Below are 16,392 nucleotides of genomic sequence, written 5' to 3'. Positions count from 1 at the left end.
CATATTTCCGGCAAATCCGGGGCGGTTCATTCGTTCGTCATGGGACGGCGTCCCAAATTCAGCACTGGCCCACGCCGGGGCCCCTGACGTCCACCGTGACGGCTTTGACGTACCAGCCCCGGTGCGGCCCGCCGTCCATCAGGTACCAGCGGCCGTTGTTGTTGTAGATGTCCGCCCAGCACGGCGTGGGGATCCAGCCATCCGAATAGGACACCCAATTCGCGTCGCTGCCGCCGCAGCTGCGCGTTGCAGAGTTGTACCGGTCAGCGACGCCGGGCTTCCCGGGGCAGCTGTTGTTGTCGCTCCGCTTGACTCTGACTTCCGTCAGCGGAGGCGTGGGATCGGCACCTGACGTGGCCGTGGCGGAGTCGGCCGCGCCGCAGTCCTTGGTCCCGTCGGTTCCGTTGCAGGCGCGGACCGCCAGGGTGTGCCGCTGGCTCCAGCCGCCGCCGGACTGGCTGTACTGCCTGTTCGTGCCCACGGATTTGAAGCCGGTGCCGTCAACATTGACCTCATAGCGGTTGATGGGCCGCCCGTTGGGGTTGGGCGCGGTCCACGTCCAGTGCACCTGCGGGTCTCCCTTGGCGGACGTGTCGCCGGTGACGGCCGGCGTGCCAGGCGCACCGTACGGAACGTTTGAACCGATGGCCTTGGCGTCACCGGACACGTTGTTCTTGATCGAGGTAGCGATGATGTTGACTGTCACCTCCCTGGCGTTGGGCTGGTTGGTGATGGTTCCCCCGCCCGCGCTGATCGGCCCCGAACCGTACGCGGTGGACCAGCGGTAGCGGATTTCATCGGCCTGGGACCCGTTGCGCTGGGCCTCGGTCAGGGGCGTGAACGTCACATCCAGCTCCCCGCTGTTGCCCGGCGCGCGCACGGTGCCGCCGTTCACCGTCCCAGGCTTTCCGGCAGCACGGATAGCCGCCGACTGGGCGCTCGTCCCGGATGTTCCCGCCTTGTTGGTGGCCGACACGGTGAAGGTGTAGTCGGTTTCTGAGTTTGCCACCGACACGTTCAGGGACGTTCCGGAGGCCACCTGCTGGCTCTTGACCGCGGCCCCTCCGCGCAGCGTTGTCAGCGTGTAGGCGGAAACGGCGTCGCCGTTGTTGTCGGGTGCGGTCCAGTTCACCTGCAACTGGCTTTGGTTGCCCACCGGTGCCGCACCTGAAACTGTCGGCGCGGCCGGTGTCACGGGAACTCCGGCCGGAGTTTCCGCTGCCGAGTAGGGGCTCCATTCGGAGGGATCCCGGGCGTCGTTCCGGGCCAGGACGCGGACCTTGTAGGCCACGCCGTTTTCGAGGCCCTTCCAGACGTAGCTGGCGGCCGTGAGGTTCTGGATCTGCGCGTTCTGCCCGCCGGGCGCCGGCGAGATCTCAAGGTCGTAGGACTTGACGGGCGAGCCCTTGCTGGCCGGCGCCTTCCACGTGATGGCGAGCTGCTTGTCGCCGAACTTCATCGCCGGAGCAAGCGGGGTATCGGGCTTGACGTCGGGGCGGACCTCAGCTGAAACCGGCGAACGTTCGGACTCGCCAAGATTGTTCGTGGCCGTCACCTGGAAATGGTATTTGGTGTTGTTCACCAGGTTGTTCAGGGTGCACGAATTGGCCGGGCAGTCCTGCCGGTAGCCGCCCTCGCCATAGACCGTGTACTTGGTGATGGGTGAGCCGCGGTCCGCGGGCGCGGTCCAGTTCAGCAGGGCGGTCTGGTCGCCCACGCTCTGTGCCTGCGGGGTGGTGGGCGCCAGCGGCTTGTCCTTGACCGTCAGCCGGATCCGGGCCGTGGCGTAGCGCGACGCTTCGTCGGTCTTGTCCGCCACGGTGTAGGACACAATGAGCGTTCCGGAAAAACCGGCCGACGGCGTGACCGTCACCGAATCCCCGGATACGGCAGCCGAGCCCTGGCCTGTTTCCGTCGCCACGCCGACGATTTTGAGCGGCGCGTCCGGAAAGGGGTTGGAGTCGTTCGCCAACACCTTCACCGTCACGGGCTTGCCGGCGGCAGCGTCGGCCTCGACGTCGTCGTTGGCCACCGGCTTGGCACGGTTGGAGGCAGTCACGGAGAGGCGAAAGGTGGCGACGGATTCCAGGCCGCGCGGGTCCTTCGCCCTGACCTGCACAGCGCCGCCCTCGCCGGGACGCACGCCGTCTTTCGCCGAGACCCTGAGGGATGCGCCGTCGATGTCCACGTTGAAGCCCTGCGGCACGGCGCCGAGCACCTCGTATTTCATGTTCCGGACGTCGTCGGCGTCGGGGTCGGATGTCAGCTGTGCCAGGTCGGTCGCGGCGGAGTCTCCCAGCGGCACGTCCACCGCGCCGCCCAGCAGCGTTGGCGGATTGTTCCGGTTGGGATCCGGCAGGACCCTGGTGCGGATGCTCAGGGTGGACTTGAGTCCGGCAGGGTCATCGGGACCGGCGCCGTCCGTCACTTCAAAGCTGATGGACCCCGGGCCCACGTAGTCCTTGCCCGCGGTGTACCTGATGGCTGTGCCGCCGTTCGCCACAGGATCGGCGCCGTCCGCTCCGATCAGCTTGATCCGGTCAGTCTGGGTCAGGCGGGGCGAGCGGCCGCCGCGCACTTTCACCCATTCGGCCAAATCGGCGGTGACCGACTGGCCGGCAACGACCTCGAGCACATCGTCCTTGGCGAGCGTGGGCACTTGCTGCCCGACACCCGGCACCCAGATGATAGCCGTGGACGTCTGGCCGTCCACGTCCTCGACGGTGTAGGGCACGAGCTGCGGCTGCTCGGTCAGTTCGACGATCATGTTGCCGTCCGGTCCCGGGCGGGCCGTTTCGGTTCCGCTGGTCACCTTCAGGTTCTCGCCGACGCCGTCAGGATCCTCGTCGTTCTTCAGGACGGGGACGTCGACGGCGGTCTTGCCCAGCGTCTGCGCCGAGGTCACGCGATCGTCCCTGGCAATGGGCCCCTGCAGCGGGACCTTGCTGTCCACCATCATCCGGATGGCCGCCTGCGCGGAGGCGCCCCGCTCGTCGGCAACGGTGTACCGGACGTTGACGGTGCCTTCGGCGGCCGGGGCCTGCAGGATGATGCGCCCGCTTTGCTTGCTGACCTCCGCCTTCAGCGCGGCGTCCGCCTCGATGCCGTCGCCGAGGATGCGGATCAGGTCGCCGTCGGGGTCGGTGTCGTTTCCGGTCGCGTCCACGGCGATCTGCCGGCCGGGGCGCACCTTGACCTGGTCATCCACGGGCGTGGGCTTCTGGTTTGTGTCGCCGCGGGGCGCGATGCCCACCGTCACCGTACCGGTGTTCACGGCGCCCTGCCGGTCCACCACCTTGTACCGGAAGGAATCCGTTCCGGCTCCGTCACCCGCCGCGACAAAGTCGATGAAGTTGCTGCCGGCCGTCGCGGTGCCCATGGCGGGAGTGCTGTCGATTCCGGTCAGCTGGACGGAGTCGCCGTCGGGGTCAATGCCGTCCAGCGGCACCGGGATCCGGACCGTGCCGGCCGCAACGACCCTGGCCGTGAGGTTCCTGGGCTGCGGGCGCGAGTTCTCGGCGCCCTCCAGCGGCAGGATGTGGATGGTGACGGCGGCCGCGCTCTTCTGGCCCTGCGTGTCGACGGCGTTGTAGATGGCGCGGACGGTCTTCGGCTGGCTGCCGGCGATGAACCGGAGGGTGTTTTCGGAAACGAAGCTCTTGCCGTCCTCCGCGGGCACAGCCTGCGGAAGGACCGGATCGACGCTCAGCTTCTCGCCCTGCGGGTGGGTGTCGTTGTCCAGGACGGGGATGGTGACCACGTCATTGACGCGGACGTTGACCTCATCGGGTTTGGGCTGCGGAGCCTCCACCACCGCGGGGGCCGGCACGGGCACCACGGACACGCTTCCGGTGGCTGAATCCCTGCCGTTGGACATGGTGTAGCGGAACACGAAGGGGTCCTTGGTCCCCGCAATGTCCGTGATCCGCAGGACGCTGTGGTCAATCACGCTGACAGAGGCCGTGGCATTTTCCGGCAGCGAGACGGACTGGAGCACCAGGACACCGCCGGACGGGTCGGAATCGTTGGCCAGCGGGTCCAGAAGCACGCTGCCGCCCACGGGCAGAAGTGCCACGTCATGGACTGCAACGGGCTTTCCCGTGTCCTTGCCGGATTCGACGTCCACCCGGATGAGGCCCTGGCTGCTCTGGGGTCCGTTGCTCGCAAGGTACGTCAGGTAAACAGGCCCGGCCGTCCGGCTCCGGAAGGTGAAGGTGCCGCCGTCGGTGATGGGACCAAGCTCGGCGGGCCCGCCGGCTTCCACCTGAGCCAGGCGCAGGGCGCCGCCGTTGGGGTCGACGTCGTTCTTCAGCGGTGCGATGACCAGGTCCTGGCCGACGACGGCGGTCACGTGGTCGGCGTTGACCACCGGGGCCAGCGCGCCCGGCTGCTGCACGTTCACCACCACTTTTCCGGTGGAGGTGGCCTGCCCGTCCCAGACGGACACTGTGACGCTTTTCTTGCCGGCCGAGGCGCCGGAGTCCTGGTAGGTGAGCAGCCCGTCCCGCCGGACCTTGACCTGGTCCTGTTCATTGTCGGCGGTGGCGGACATGAGGACGAGGTCGTCGCCGTCGGGATCCGCCCAGTCCGTCAGGATGTTCTGACTGACCGTCTTCCCCTGCTCCACGAGCAGGGTGGTGGGATCGCTCCGCTTGAACGCGGGCGGCCTGTTCTCGTCGGGACCCACCACGTTCAGGGTGACCTTGCCGCCGGCGGACAGGCCGCGGCCGTCCGCCGCGCTGTAGTCGAACGTCTCGGTTCCGGGTGCGGCGTCGGCGGGGACAGTGATCTGGAATGCCGATCCGCCGTGGATGCTCTCAAGGCTGCCTGCCTCGGGGCCCTCGCTGCCCACCGAAGCGGTGAGGACGTCGCCGTCGGGGTCCGAGTCGTTGTCCAGGACGCTCAGGACCGTGGTGCGGCCGGGCCGGACGCCGACGGCGTCGGGCTTGGTTTCCGGCGGGCGGTTCGGTTTGGTGCGGTCCGGCAGGACGTTGATGGTGTTGTCGTCCGCTGATTCCTCGTCCTGGTCATCGGCCTGGTTCTTCGGCGGAACCACGTCGTCCCAGTTGTTGACCAGCTGCATGTTCTGGTTGACGAGCCAGACGTTCCCCGAATTCACGTCGTTCAGCACCACGAGGTCCCGGTTGACCCGGAACACGTAGTTCGGTGACGCACTGGCCTTGGGAACGGCGACGTTCTTGTCGTCCGCGTCGTTGGCGCAGTCCCGGACGTACTTGTTCACCCCGGACCAGGCGGCGTGAACGCAGCCGCCCAGCTGCACGGGCGCCGCCGGTACGCCCTGGCCGCCGGTGGTTACTGACTTCGCCGTCGAGCCATCCAGCGGCTGCTTCAGGAGCGCATTGGGCGTGGCCAGGGCCACAGAGTCCGACGCCGGGCCTGATTGCTGGAGCTTCGCCTCCCCCGCGTCCGCCAGTGCCAGCTCGCGGCCGCCCGGAAGGAACAGCCGGCCGGCGGCGGCGTCCAGGACAACAGGCTGGTCCCCGACCACGGCAAGCTGGAGGTCGCCCGCGCCCTTCAGTCCTTCCCAGGTGCTGGACTCCGTGGCGGTGGGCTCGCCGTCGGCGTCCACGGAGGTGACAGTCACCTGCCCGGTTTTCGGATCCGCCGAATAGATGCGGTCATCGCTGCCTACCGCGGACACCAGCCCCTGCGAGCCTGCCACCGCCGGTTCGCTGGATTCCTCGTCGAAAGCATTGACGGTGGAGGGCGACAACGCCCACATCTTGCCGGCGGCGGGGTCGGTGACGGAAATGACCTCGGTGCCGAAGCTGACCTGTGCGGAGCCAGGGAGCTGTTTGTCCCCGCCGAGCCTCATGTTGGCGGCCGACACCTGGTTCAGGGTGGAGCCTGACTCATCATCGACAAACACCTTGCTGGCGTTCTGCAGGACGTCGAAGGTGGTGCTTGCCGGGGTTACTGCCCCGTCGAGGACCCTTGAGGGGTAGTTCAGCCGGCCCACGGCGTTGCGTGCCTTGCTGACCACCCATACGCCGCCGTCGTTCAGGTCCACCTCGGTGGTCTTGAACCCCGGGTAGATGACGGCGCCGGCAACGAGCGCTACTGCTGCCGCCGAAAACGCAGTACCAGTGATGAGCTTGTTGCGGCGTTTCCTCAGCCCCAGCCTGCCGAACAAAGTTGACACAGCGTTATTATTCCCCTGAAAATCACAGCCGCCTGAGCGCGGCTTACTGGCCCCTGATGTTCATCAGAAGCCGTGACATTCCGCCACTCCCCCATCGAGACGCCGGAACAATTCTGAGTTTCGACTATGACATGGGCGCAGGCGGGTTGTCCAAGAAGGCCCGGCGCGGGCCCTCGTACCCGGGCAAGCCTACCCACGGCCGTTGTGATCCGCGATGGGGAGGACTCCCCCGTTCGAGCACCTGGTCCAGGACCAGTTCAGACCAGGACCAGTTCAGTCCAGGACCAGGCCCTTGCCCTGGCCCCGGGCCAGCACCACGGGCTGGATCTCGCCGAAACCGCGGACGTTCTCCACTTCCTGGGGAACCAGCACGAACCGCTCGTCCTGGTCCAGGGCCGCCGCGGTCATCGAATCCACCAGCACGGTGCCCGGGTCGGCCAGCGTGGTGAGCCGGGCGGCAAGGTTGACGGTCGGCCCGTAGATGTCGCCCAGGCGCGACAGAATGCGCCCCCAGACCATGGCAACCCTGGCCTCGGGGAGGATTTCGTCCCGGGTGAAGGCCTCGGCCAGCGCCAGCGAAATCTCAGCGCCGGCAGCAGGGGTCTCGGCGATGTAGAGGACTTCGTCGCCCACCGTCTTCACGAGGCGGCCGCCGCCCACGGAGATGATCTCGGCGCATTTGTTTTCGAACCGCTGCACCAGCTTTGCCAGGGTCTTTTCGTTCATCCGCCGGGAGAGGCTCGTGTAGGACACCAAATCTGCGAAGCCCACGGCCCGCGCCAGGGGCAGCGGAGCGTCGTCCTCGTCGCCTTCGCGGCCTTCCTCGCTGGCCTGCAGGCCGGCCTCGGCCCGGACGGCCAGCCGCTGCACACCGGCGTTGAGCTGGCGCCGCCACGAGTAGGCCAGCATCTCCTCGAGGGGATCCACGAGCGCGGGAAGTTCATGCACCAGGCGCTTGCGGGCCTGGGCGTCCGTGAGGCCCTGCTCATGGACCATGTCCTCGACGAGCGCCTCGATCTGCCACACCACCATGCGGTCCGTCATCTGGCCGATGGCCCGGGTCACCGAAATGGCGGCATCTTCGGTGAGCTTTCCTGACCTGACCAGGTCCACCACGGTGTTCAGGGCGGCCTGGTCGCGCTCAGTGAAGGCAACGTCGTCGTCGCCCAGGTTGGGGAAGCCCAGGGCGCGCCACAATTTCCGGGCCGACAGCAGCGATAGCCCGGCACCGGCCGCCACTTCACGGCGGCGGAGCTTGCGCTCCCCGCCGAGAAGACGCGCCTCCAGGGATTTGGCCGCGATCCGTTCCGCAGAGAGGGTTCCGGTGTGCGGAGGTTCGACGACGGCGTCGCTCACCCCACCGGTGCCCGCCTCCTGGCTGCTGCGCGGATCATCATCGTTCATCTCTTCCACCTTCTCTCATGTCCCTCGGAAAACCGGCGTCGAAATCCTCCGGCGCATGACCCATTCCAAAAATTTCTTCATCCGGGAGCTCGTCAATAGCATCCAGCAAGAACCTGTGGAACGTGGCAACTTCCGGCACGTCCCGCAGCACGGCGCTAAATTGGTGCCCGGCATCCAAGGATATATTCCCGGAGCGCAACATCCGCTGGAGCATCGTCTGGCTCACCGTGACATTACGCACTGAGGCCAGAAACAGCTGCTGGTCCCGCCGCCGCAGCACGCCGTAGCGGGCGAGTATCCTCTGGCTGGTCAGGAAGTAGCGGGTCGCGTGCCACCTCATCAGCCTCGGAAGGCAGTATCCGCACAGGACCCAGGCGGCCGTCAGCACGCAGGCCGCAACCATCCAGAACGTCCATTCGCCGGAGACCGCCGGGACCAGCGCGGTGAGTCCGCCGCGGATGATCCAGGCGCTGGCGAAGGCGGCCAGGGCAGGCATCAGAACGAACACCACCGCCGGGACAAACAGCATCCTGGGCTGCGGGCGGGTCATCACGATGACCTGCTCGCCCGGCAGGAGCTCTTTACGCATAGCCGCTTTCCGCGGACTGCCCCGGCGGAGTCCAGGCCCGCAGGTGGACCACGTCTCCGGCGGTCACCACGTGCTCGTGGGACGCGGCATCCACCACCAGCAGGGCGCCCGCATCATCCAGCCGCGTGGCGTGGCCGATGATTTCGTGGTCGCCCGGCAGCTGGGCACGGACCTGCTTGCCCAGTGTCACCATGACGGCTTCCACCCGCTTGTGGAGCGACGGTCCGCCGGCCAGCCCTGCCGTGGGGTCGCCGTCGGCGTTGCAGAAGCTGCGATAGAGCGTGCAGAAGCGGGAGAGGTAGCTCTTCAGGAGCACGGTGCGGTCCACGGTCCCCGCACCTTCAAGCTGTACGGACGTGGCCGTGGGAACCGGAAGCTCGGAGTCCGTGAGCGTGACGTTCAGGCCCGTGCCCAGGATGACCGGCGGCACGGTGCCGTCCCCCATCGGCCCCAGCTGGGCCAGGATGCCGGCGACTTTCCTGCCGCGGACCAGGACGTCGTTCGGCCACTTGAGCTCGGCAGGGATTCCCGCCGTTTCCATCAGCGCATCGCGGAGCGCCAGCGCCGCCAGTAATGAGAGCCAGGAGTAGGTCTGGGTGGGCAGTGGCCGGCCGTCGGCGTTCACAGGCCGCAGCACCACGGAAACCAGGAGTGAACTGCGGGCGGGCGCCTCCCACGACCGGTCCAGCCGTCCGCGGGCGGCCGTCTGGTGCTCAGCGGTCAGGACAGCAAGGTCCGGCCAGGCCTTGGGTTCCACGGTGACCGCGCGCAGGAGGTCGGCGTTGGTGGAACCTGTGGTGTCCACCACCGTCAGCTGCGGGATCCCGTTGGCGGACAGGAACTCGGTGCTGGACAGGGCGTCCCGGTCCAGTGCCGGCCGCTCGGGCAGCCCCTTCGCTCCGGCCAGGTTCTCCTGCGGTTCACGGCTATCGTCAGGGCGTGCGGCTTCCATAGTTGAATCCTATCGAGTTGCCGGGCAGGAGCGGCCTGATTCGGAAGGCGGTCAGGGGATTCAGAGGAAGATGTCAGGGACGAGGCTGTCCTCGGCCGCGCCCAGGCTGTAGGGCCGGAAGTCGGTCACTCCGGACGCGGACAGGACCTGTTCGTCCGTATAGAAGTTTCCGGTGGGGCTGCCCGTCCCTTTCTCGAGGTTGCTGCCGGTGAGCACGGCGTGCGCCGCGTCCGCCATGATTTCCGGCCCGCGGGCCGCCCGGACAATGGCGTCCCCTCCCGGCATGTTCCTGATAGCCGCGGTATCGATCAGGGTGCAGGGCCACAGCGAATTGACACGGATACCCTCGGTCTTGAGTTCCTCGGCGAGGCCCAGCGTGGTCAGGCTCATGCCGTACTTGGCCATCGTGTAGGCCAGGTGCTTGCCCGCCCATTTGGGATCCAGGTTCAGCGGCGGCGAGAGCGTGAGGATGTGCCCGCCGCCGGATTTCCGCAGGGCCGGCAGGGCCAGCTTGGACAGCAGGAAGGTGCCCCGGACATTGATGTCCTGCATAAGGTCGTACCGCTTCATGTCCACCGCGTCCGTGGTGGACAGGTCGATCGCGGATGCGTTGTTGATGACGCTGTCGATCCCGCCGAAATGCTCAACGGCGGCCGCCACGGCGTGCGCGACGTCCTCGTCATTGCGGACGTCCCCGACGAGCGGCAGCGCCCTGCCGCCGGCTGCTTCCAGGGCTTCAGCGGCGCTGAAGACAGTGCCCTGGAGTTTGGCATGGGGCTGCCCCGTCTTGGCGAGCAGCACCACGTTGGCGCCATCGCGGGCAGCGCGCAGGGCGATGGCCAGGCCGATCCCGCGGCTCCCGCCGGACATCAGGATGGTGCGGCCCTGCAGGGAGCCGGCGGCGCGGTAGGGGGTTGCCGGGGCGCGGAAAGCATCGTCGCTGGAAGTCATAGGGACACTCTAGCCGCTTTATGTTACCGGTGAGTAACATTGGTCATCCGGCCGACGTCGCGGACGAAAATTGTAGGAACCCTACAGCGGTGCGGGGAATAAGCGTCACTAGACTAGCCATCGGGGCCTTGGTTTTGTGCGGAAGCTACTTAAGCCTGCACCAAGGGCCCCGCGTTACGCTGCTACAGCACCGATCAGCTACAGAGCCGGAGACATTCATGAGCCACGATCTGACCACGACGGCGGGAAAGATTGCCGATTTCCGCGACCGCCAGGCCAGTGCCGAGCAGCCCTCCGGCCCGGAAGCGATCGAGAAGCAGCACGCCCGCGGCAAGAACACGGCCCGCGAGCGCATCGAGCTCCTCGTGGACGAGGGATCTTTCGTGGAGTTCGATGCCCTGGCGGTGCACCGCTCCACGGCGTTCGGCATGGAGAAGAAGAAGCCGCTGGGCGACGGCGTGGTGTCCGGCTACGGCACGGTGGACGGACGGCTCGTAGCGCTCTACAGCCAGGACTTCAGCGTCTACGGCGGTTCGCTGAGCCAGGTCAACGGCGAAAAGATCGTCAAGGTCCAGGAATTCGCGCTGCGCAACGGCTGCCCGGTGGTGGGCATCAACGACGGCGGCGGCGCGCGCATCCAGGAAGGCGTGGCGTCGCTCGCGATGTTTGCGGACATCTTCCGCAACAACGTCCACGCATCCGGCGTCGTCCCCCAGATCTCCCTCATCATGGGCCCCTGCGCCGGCGGCGCAGCCTACTCCCCCGCCCTGACCGACTACGTGGTGATGGTGGACAAGACCTCCCACATGTTCATCACCGGCCCTGACGTCATCAAGACCGTCACGGGCGAGGACGTGGACATGGAGACCCTGGGCGGTGCCCGGCAGCATAACGCGACCACCGGAACCTCCACCTACCTGGCGTCGGACGAAGCCGATGCGATCGAGTTCGTGCGGGAACTGCTGGACTTTCTCCCCTCCAACAACCTTTCCGAGGCGCCGGTACTGGAGCACCAGCAGGAGCTGGAGCTCGATGACGACGACCTCGCCCTGGACTCGCTGATCCCGGACTCCGCCAACCAGCCGTACGACATGCGCAAGGTCATCGAGCAGATCGTCGACGATGCCCACTTCCTGGAGATGCAGTCGCTGTACGCCCCAAACGTGATCATCGGCTACGGAAGGGTCGAGGGCCACACGGTGGGCATCGTTGCCAACCAGCCCATGCAGTTTGCCGGCACCCTGGACATCTCGGCCTCCGAGAAGGCGGCCCGGTTTGTGCGGCACTGTGATGCCTTCAACGTTCCCATCATCACGCTGGTGGATGTTCCCGGTTTCCTGCCGGGCAAGGACCAGGAGTTCCAAGGCATCATCCGCCGCGGCGCCAAGCTCCTCTATGCATATGCCGAGGCCACCGTGCCCAAGGTGACCGTGATCACGCGGAAGGCCTACGGTGGCGCCTACATCGTCATGGGCTCCAAGAAGCTCGGCGCCGACCTGAACCTCGCCTGGCCCACGGCGCAGATCGGCGTCATGGGCGCGCAGGGTGCCGTCAACATCCTCTACCGCCGCGATCTGGCTGCCGTCGCCGAGGCCGGCGGCGACGTCGAGGCCAAGCGTGCCGACGTCATCCGCCAGTACGAGGAGGAGCTGCTGAACCCCTACCAGGCCGCGGAGCTTGGCTATGTGGACGCCGTCATCGCCCCGTCGGACACGAGGCTGCAGATCATCAAGGGGCTCCGGGCGCTGCGCGACAAGCGCGCCAGCCTCCCCACCAAGAAGCACGGAAACATCCCGCTGTGAGCCCGGCAACCGATCCCGCCGGGACGCCGCCGGCTGAGCCTGCCGAAACCGCTGAGCCCGCCGAAGCCCCGCTCTTCTCCGTCGTCAAGGGCGAACCGACGCCCGAGGAGCTGGCGGCACTGACCGCCGTCGTCCTTTCCCTGGGGTCAGCCGAAGAGGCTGAGCTTCAGAAGCCCAGCGTCCGCCACTGGGTCCGGCGGCAGCAGCTTCGGCTCGGGCCGACGCCCGGTCCCGGCTCGTGGAAGCGCAGCCGCGGCTGAACCCGTCCCCACCACCTCGGAGTAGTTCAGTAAGTCTTTCATAACTGGGCGTGCGCCGTTAGTCTCGTGGGGTGACTAGTGAAACCGCAGCCTCTGTGCGCTCTAAGACCCCCATTGACGGCGTCGCCGACGCCTACACAGACACCCTCATCCGGCTCAATCCGAGCTTCGCCACGATTTTGGGCGTACCGGGCCACGACACGGAATTCCAGGACTTCTCCCCTGCCGGAATCGCGGAATTCGCCGCGGCGGCGCGCGGAGCCCTCGACGAACTGGCGGGGCTGGCTCCCGCCGACGACGTGGATGCCGTCACGCTGGACGCCATGCGCGAGCGGCTCGGGCTGCAGCTGGAAATCCACGAAACAGGCTGGGACGCCGCCGAGCTGAACAACATCGAATCCCCGGCGCAGAACATCCGCTCCATCTTCGACCTGATGCCGACGGACACTCAGGAGCACTGGGAGCACATCGCCGGCCGCGCCAACAACGTTCCGGGCGCGCTCAGCGGCTACATCGAGTCACTCCGCGCGGCCAAGGCGGCTGGCCGGGTCTCCGCCAGGCGCCAGGTGGGCATCGTGATTGAGCAGACCACCAGGTACGCCGCTGAGGACGGCTTCTTCGCGAAGCTGGCGGCCGGCGCCAGGACCGCGGACGGCCCGCTGCCGGAGGAACTGCAGAAAAAGCTCGACGACGGCACGGCCGCCGCCCGGGCGGCATACGCCGAGTTTGCCGCGTTCCTGGAGAATGAACTGCTGCCGGTGGCACCGGACAAGGATGCCGTGGGCCGGGAACGGTACGCCCTCGCGTCGCGGTCCTTCCTCGGAGCCACGGTGGATCTCGAGGAAACATACGCGTGGGGCGTGGGCGAACTCGACCGGATCATTGCCGCGCAGGAAGCCGTGGCCGGGGAAATCCGCTCCGGAGCCACCGTTGCCGAGGCGAAGGAAATCCTGAACAACGATCCCTCGCGCCAGCTCAAGGGCACCGACGCCCTGACAGCCTGGATGCAGGGGCTTTCCGACCGTGCCGTCGCGGAGCTGGCCGGCGTCCACTTTGAGATCCCGGACGTCATGAAAACCCTCGAATGCCGGATTGCCCCCACCGACGACGGCGGCATCTACTACACCGGCCCGTCCGACGATTTCAGCAGGCCCGGGCGCATGTGGTGGTCAGTGCCAGCCGGCGAGGACACCTTCACCACCTGGGCCGAGACCACCACCGTGTTCCACGAGGGGGTGCCCGGGCACCACCTCCAGATCGCCACCGCCGTCTACCGGCGCGAGCTCCTCAACAGCTGGCGGCGCAATGTCTGCTGGACCTCCGGCCACGGCGAAGGCTGGGCGCTGTACGCCGAGAAGCTTATGGAAGAACTCGGCTACCTCAAGGATCCCGGCGACCACATGGGGATGCTGGACATGCAGCGGATGCGGGCGGCCCGGGTGGTGTTCGACATCGGCGTCCACCTCGAGCTCGAGATGCCGCACCGCTGGGGGTCGGGCACCTGGACGCCGGAGAAGGGCTTCGACTTCCTCAAAGCCAACCTGGACATCAGCGAGGGGCAGCTCCAGTTCGAATTCGCACGCTACCTGGGCTGGCCGGGCCAGGCTCCGTCCTACAAGGTGGGCCAGCGGCTCTGGGAACAGATCCGCGCCGACCTCGAAGTGCGCCCCGGTTTCGACCTCAAGGCGTTCCACACCAAGGCCCTGAACATCGGCTCCGTGGGGCTCGACACGTTGAAGCGCGCGATGCTGGGGTAGGTTTCGAGGCTGGCTGCAGCGGCTTGGCCGCTGCGTCGGGTCTCGGCTCCCGCGACTGGGAGACGTTTGCCACACTTGCTACGGGAATAACTTCACAAAAGCGCCTAACTTCGCCGCGCTTCAGGGACTTGCGAGCTGCGTCATTGATTTCTTCCCGTAACATTTCTCAACGTGCGCTGGTGGTGCTAGGGACCCCGCGCCTAGCGTGTTCCGGTGAGCACTCAAATCAGCACTCCTTCCCCGGCCGGACAGACCGGCTTCCAGCTGCCCCGGTGGGCAGGCTCTTTCGGCTTCCAGATCATCGCCGCCCTGATCGTCGGGCTCGGACTCGGCCTCCTGGCCAAGTACACCGGCAGCACCAAGGCCAGCCCGAACGGGCTCGGCGCCACGCTGCAGACCATCGGATCGAGCTACGTCTCGCTGCTGCAGACCGCCGTGGTCCCCCTGATCTTCACCGCAGTGGTCAGCTCGATCTCCAACCTCCGTGAGGTATCCAACGCGGCGCGGCTGGCCTGGAACACCCTGTTGTGGTTTGCCATTACAGCGCTCGTCTCCGTGGTGATCGGCATCGGACTCGGCGTGCTGCTGCAGCCGGGCGCCAACACCGGCATTTCCGGCGAGACAAAGGAGTACGCCGGCAAGTCCGGCGACTGGTGGGCGTTCCTCACCGGCCTCTTCCCCAAGAACTTCCTGGGCCTCGGCGCAAGCTCCACCGTTGCTGAATCCGGCGCTGTGACCACGTCGGTGAGCTTCAGCGTGCTCCAGATCCTGGTGATCGCGATCGCCGTCGGCGTCGCCGCCCTCAAGGTGGGCAAGCAGGCAGAACCGTTCCTGGCACTCAACGCTTCGGCACTGGCCGTCATCCAGAAGGTGCTGTGGTGGATCATCCGCATCGCACCCCTGGGCACCGTGGGCCTGATCGGCAACGCGGTTGCGGTCTACGGCTGGGACACCATCGGTTCCCTGGGCAAGTTCACCGTCGCGATCTACATCGGCCTGGCCCTGGTGATCTTCGGTGTGTACCCCGTCCTGGTGCGCTCCCACGGGCTCTCCGTGAAGCAGTACTTCTCCGGCGTGTGGCCGGCCGTGCAGCTCGCATTCGTGTCCCGCTCGTCCATCGGCACGCTGCCGCTGACCCAGCGCGTCACCGAACGGAACCTCGGCGTTCCTCGCGGTTACGCCTCCTTCGCCGTTCCCCTGGGCGCCACCACCAAGATGGACGGCTGCGCCGCGATCTACCCGGCCATCGCCGCCATCTTCGTGGCCCAGTTCTTCGGCATCCAGCTGGACTTCAGCCAGTACCTGCTCATCGCCCTCGTCTCCGTCCTCGGATCCGCAGCCACGGCCGGAACCACCGGTGCCGTAGTGATGCTCACCCTGACGCTCTCCACGCTGGGACTGCCGCTGGCCGGCGTCGGACTCCTGCTGGCCATCGACCCCATCCTGGACATGGGCCGCACGGCGGTCAACGTGGCCGGGCAGGCGCTGGTCCCCACCATCGTGGCCAAGCGCCAGGGCATCCTCGACGAGGCGCTCTACAACGCGCCCCGCAGCGGCGACCCGTTCGCGGAGGACACCACGGCGGACACCCCCGCGGCCGACGCCTCGGAAGCACCACGCTCAGAGTCCGCACGGGAAGGCCGGGAGCTGGCAGGTTCCAAAGCCTAGCGACGGCGGCCCTCAAAAAACTGTTCCCCGGGAATTCCCGGGGAACAGTTCGTTAAACCCAAATCGCCGTCCCCAAATCGTCGGCGGGCCGGGGTAGGGTACCGCCATGGACATCATTCTGGTTCCCGGGTTTTGGCTGGATGCATCGTCGTGGTCGGAGGTCACGCCGCCGCTGGTTGCAGCGGGACATCGCGTTCACCCACTCACGCTGCCCGGACTGGAGTCCGTCGATGCACCGCGGGCGGGCATCGGACTACGCAGCCACATTGACGCCGTCGTGGAGGCGGTCGACGCCATCGACGGCCAGGTGGTTCTTGTTGGCCATTCCGGCGGAGGCGCCATCATCCATGGTGCCGTCGACGCGCGCCCAGACCGTGTTGCCCGCGCCGTGTACGTAGACAGCGGCCCGCTCGGCGAAGGCGGAGTGATCAACGACGACCTGCCGGCCGAGGGCGATGACGTGCCGCTGCCGCCGTGGAACGGTTTCGAGGATGCGGACCTGGTGGATCTCGATGACGGGCTGCGGGCCGCGTTCCGTGCACGGGCCATCCCCCAGCCGCGGGGCGTGGCCCAGGATCAGCAGCGCCTGCACGACACACGCCGCTACGACGTGCCGGCCACGGTGATCGCGTGCGAGTTCCCGTCCTCCCTGCTCACGGAATGGATCGATGCCGGCCACCCGTACGTGGCCGAACTGGCGCGCATCAACGACGTCGAGTTCGTGGACCTCCCCACCGGGCACTGGCCGCAGTTCACCAAGCCGGCCGAGCTGGGTGCGGCGATCCTTGCCGCAGTGGACCGCACGGCCTGAACGCCGCACGGCCAGCCGGCAGGCCGGCAGGCCGG

General features: G+C 67.2%; 10 protein-coding genes. 5 read left to right on the top strand and 5 right to left on the bottom strand.

From position 1 onward, the window contains the following. Positions 1 to 58: 58 nt before the first annotated feature. The 5 genes from CXQ90_RS04030 to CXQ90_RS04010 all read right to left on the bottom strand — a co-directional run bounded on the left by CXQ90_RS04030 (position 59) and on the right by CXQ90_RS04010 (position 10,059). Positions 59 to 6,163, bottom strand: coding sequence for an Ig-like domain-containing protein (locus CXQ90_RS04030; RefSeq protein ID WP_104137149.1), 6,105 nt, complete (start codon positions 6,161 to 6,163; stop codon positions 59 to 61). Between the two features lie 273 nt (positions 6,164 to 6,436). Beyond that, positions 6,437 to 7,567, bottom strand: a complete 1,131-nt coding sequence (locus tag CXQ90_RS04025; protein WP_104137147.1) for an adenylate/guanylate cyclase domain-containing protein — start codon at positions 7,565 to 7,567, stop codon at positions 6,437 to 6,439. After that, complete coding sequence (locus CXQ90_RS04020) at positions 7,557 to 8,156, bottom strand: PH domain-containing protein (protein ID WP_104137146.1); 600 nt, start codon at positions 8,154 to 8,156, stop codon at positions 7,557 to 7,559. Before CXQ90_RS04020 ends, CXQ90_RS04025 begins: the two co-directional genes overlap by 11 nt. Next, positions 8,149 to 9,108: a biotin--[acetyl-CoA-carboxylase] ligase gene (locus CXQ90_RS04015; RefSeq protein WP_104137144.1), complete on the bottom strand. Its 960-nt coding sequence runs from the start codon at positions 9,106 to 9,108 to the stop codon at positions 8,149 to 8,151. Before CXQ90_RS04015 ends, CXQ90_RS04020 begins: the two co-directional genes overlap by 8 nt. 60 nt (positions 9,109 to 9,168) lie before the next feature. Next, on the bottom strand, positions 9,169 to 10,059 hold the full coding sequence (locus CXQ90_RS04010; protein ID WP_104137143.1) for an NAD(P)-dependent oxidoreductase: 891 nt from the start codon (positions 10,057 to 10,059) through the stop codon (positions 9,169 to 9,171). Between the two features lie 218 nt (positions 10,060 to 10,277). Between CXQ90_RS04010 and CXQ90_RS04005 the strand changes: the two genes are divergently transcribed. The 5 genes from CXQ90_RS04005 (at position 10,278) to CXQ90_RS03985 (ending at position 16,357) form a co-directional block, all read left to right on the top strand. After that, the gene (locus CXQ90_RS04005) at positions 10,278 to 11,861 is read left to right on the top strand and encodes an acyl-CoA carboxylase subunit beta (protein ID WP_104137141.1); all 1,584 of its coding nucleotides are present in this window, start codon (positions 10,278 to 10,280) and stop codon (positions 11,859 to 11,861) included. Then, complete coding sequence (locus CXQ90_RS04000) at positions 11,858 to 12,121, top strand: acyl-CoA carboxylase subunit epsilon (RefSeq protein ID WP_104137140.1); 264 nt, start codon at positions 11,858 to 11,860, stop codon at positions 12,119 to 12,121. Before CXQ90_RS04005 ends, CXQ90_RS04000 begins: the two co-directional genes overlap by 4 nt. Positions 12,122 to 12,192: 71 nt before the next feature. Continuing rightward, on the top strand, positions 12,193 to 13,878 hold the full coding sequence (locus CXQ90_RS03995) for a DUF885 domain-containing protein (protein ID WP_104137138.1): 1,686 nt from the start codon (positions 12,193 to 12,195) through the stop codon (positions 13,876 to 13,878). Positions 13,879 to 14,091: 213 nt separating this feature from the next. Then, positions 14,092 to 15,546, top strand: a complete 1,455-nt coding sequence (locus CXQ90_RS03990) for a dicarboxylate/amino acid:cation symporter (protein ID WP_104137136.1) — start codon at positions 14,092 to 14,094, stop codon at positions 15,544 to 15,546. 106 nt (positions 15,547 to 15,652) lie between these two features. Then, entirely contained in the window at positions 15,653 to 16,357 is a 705-nt protein-coding gene (locus CXQ90_RS03985) for an alpha/beta fold hydrolase (protein WP_104137135.1), read from the top strand. Positions 16,358 to 16,392 lie beyond the last annotated feature (35 nt).

Origin of the sequence: Arthrobacter sp. ZGTC131, assembly GCF_002929275.1 — a bacterium.
In the GTDB taxonomy this organism is placed as follows: Bacteria; Actinomycetota; Actinomycetes; order Actinomycetales; family Micrococcaceae; genus Arthrobacter.
This window is presented reverse-complemented; position numbering and strand designations above follow the sequence as displayed.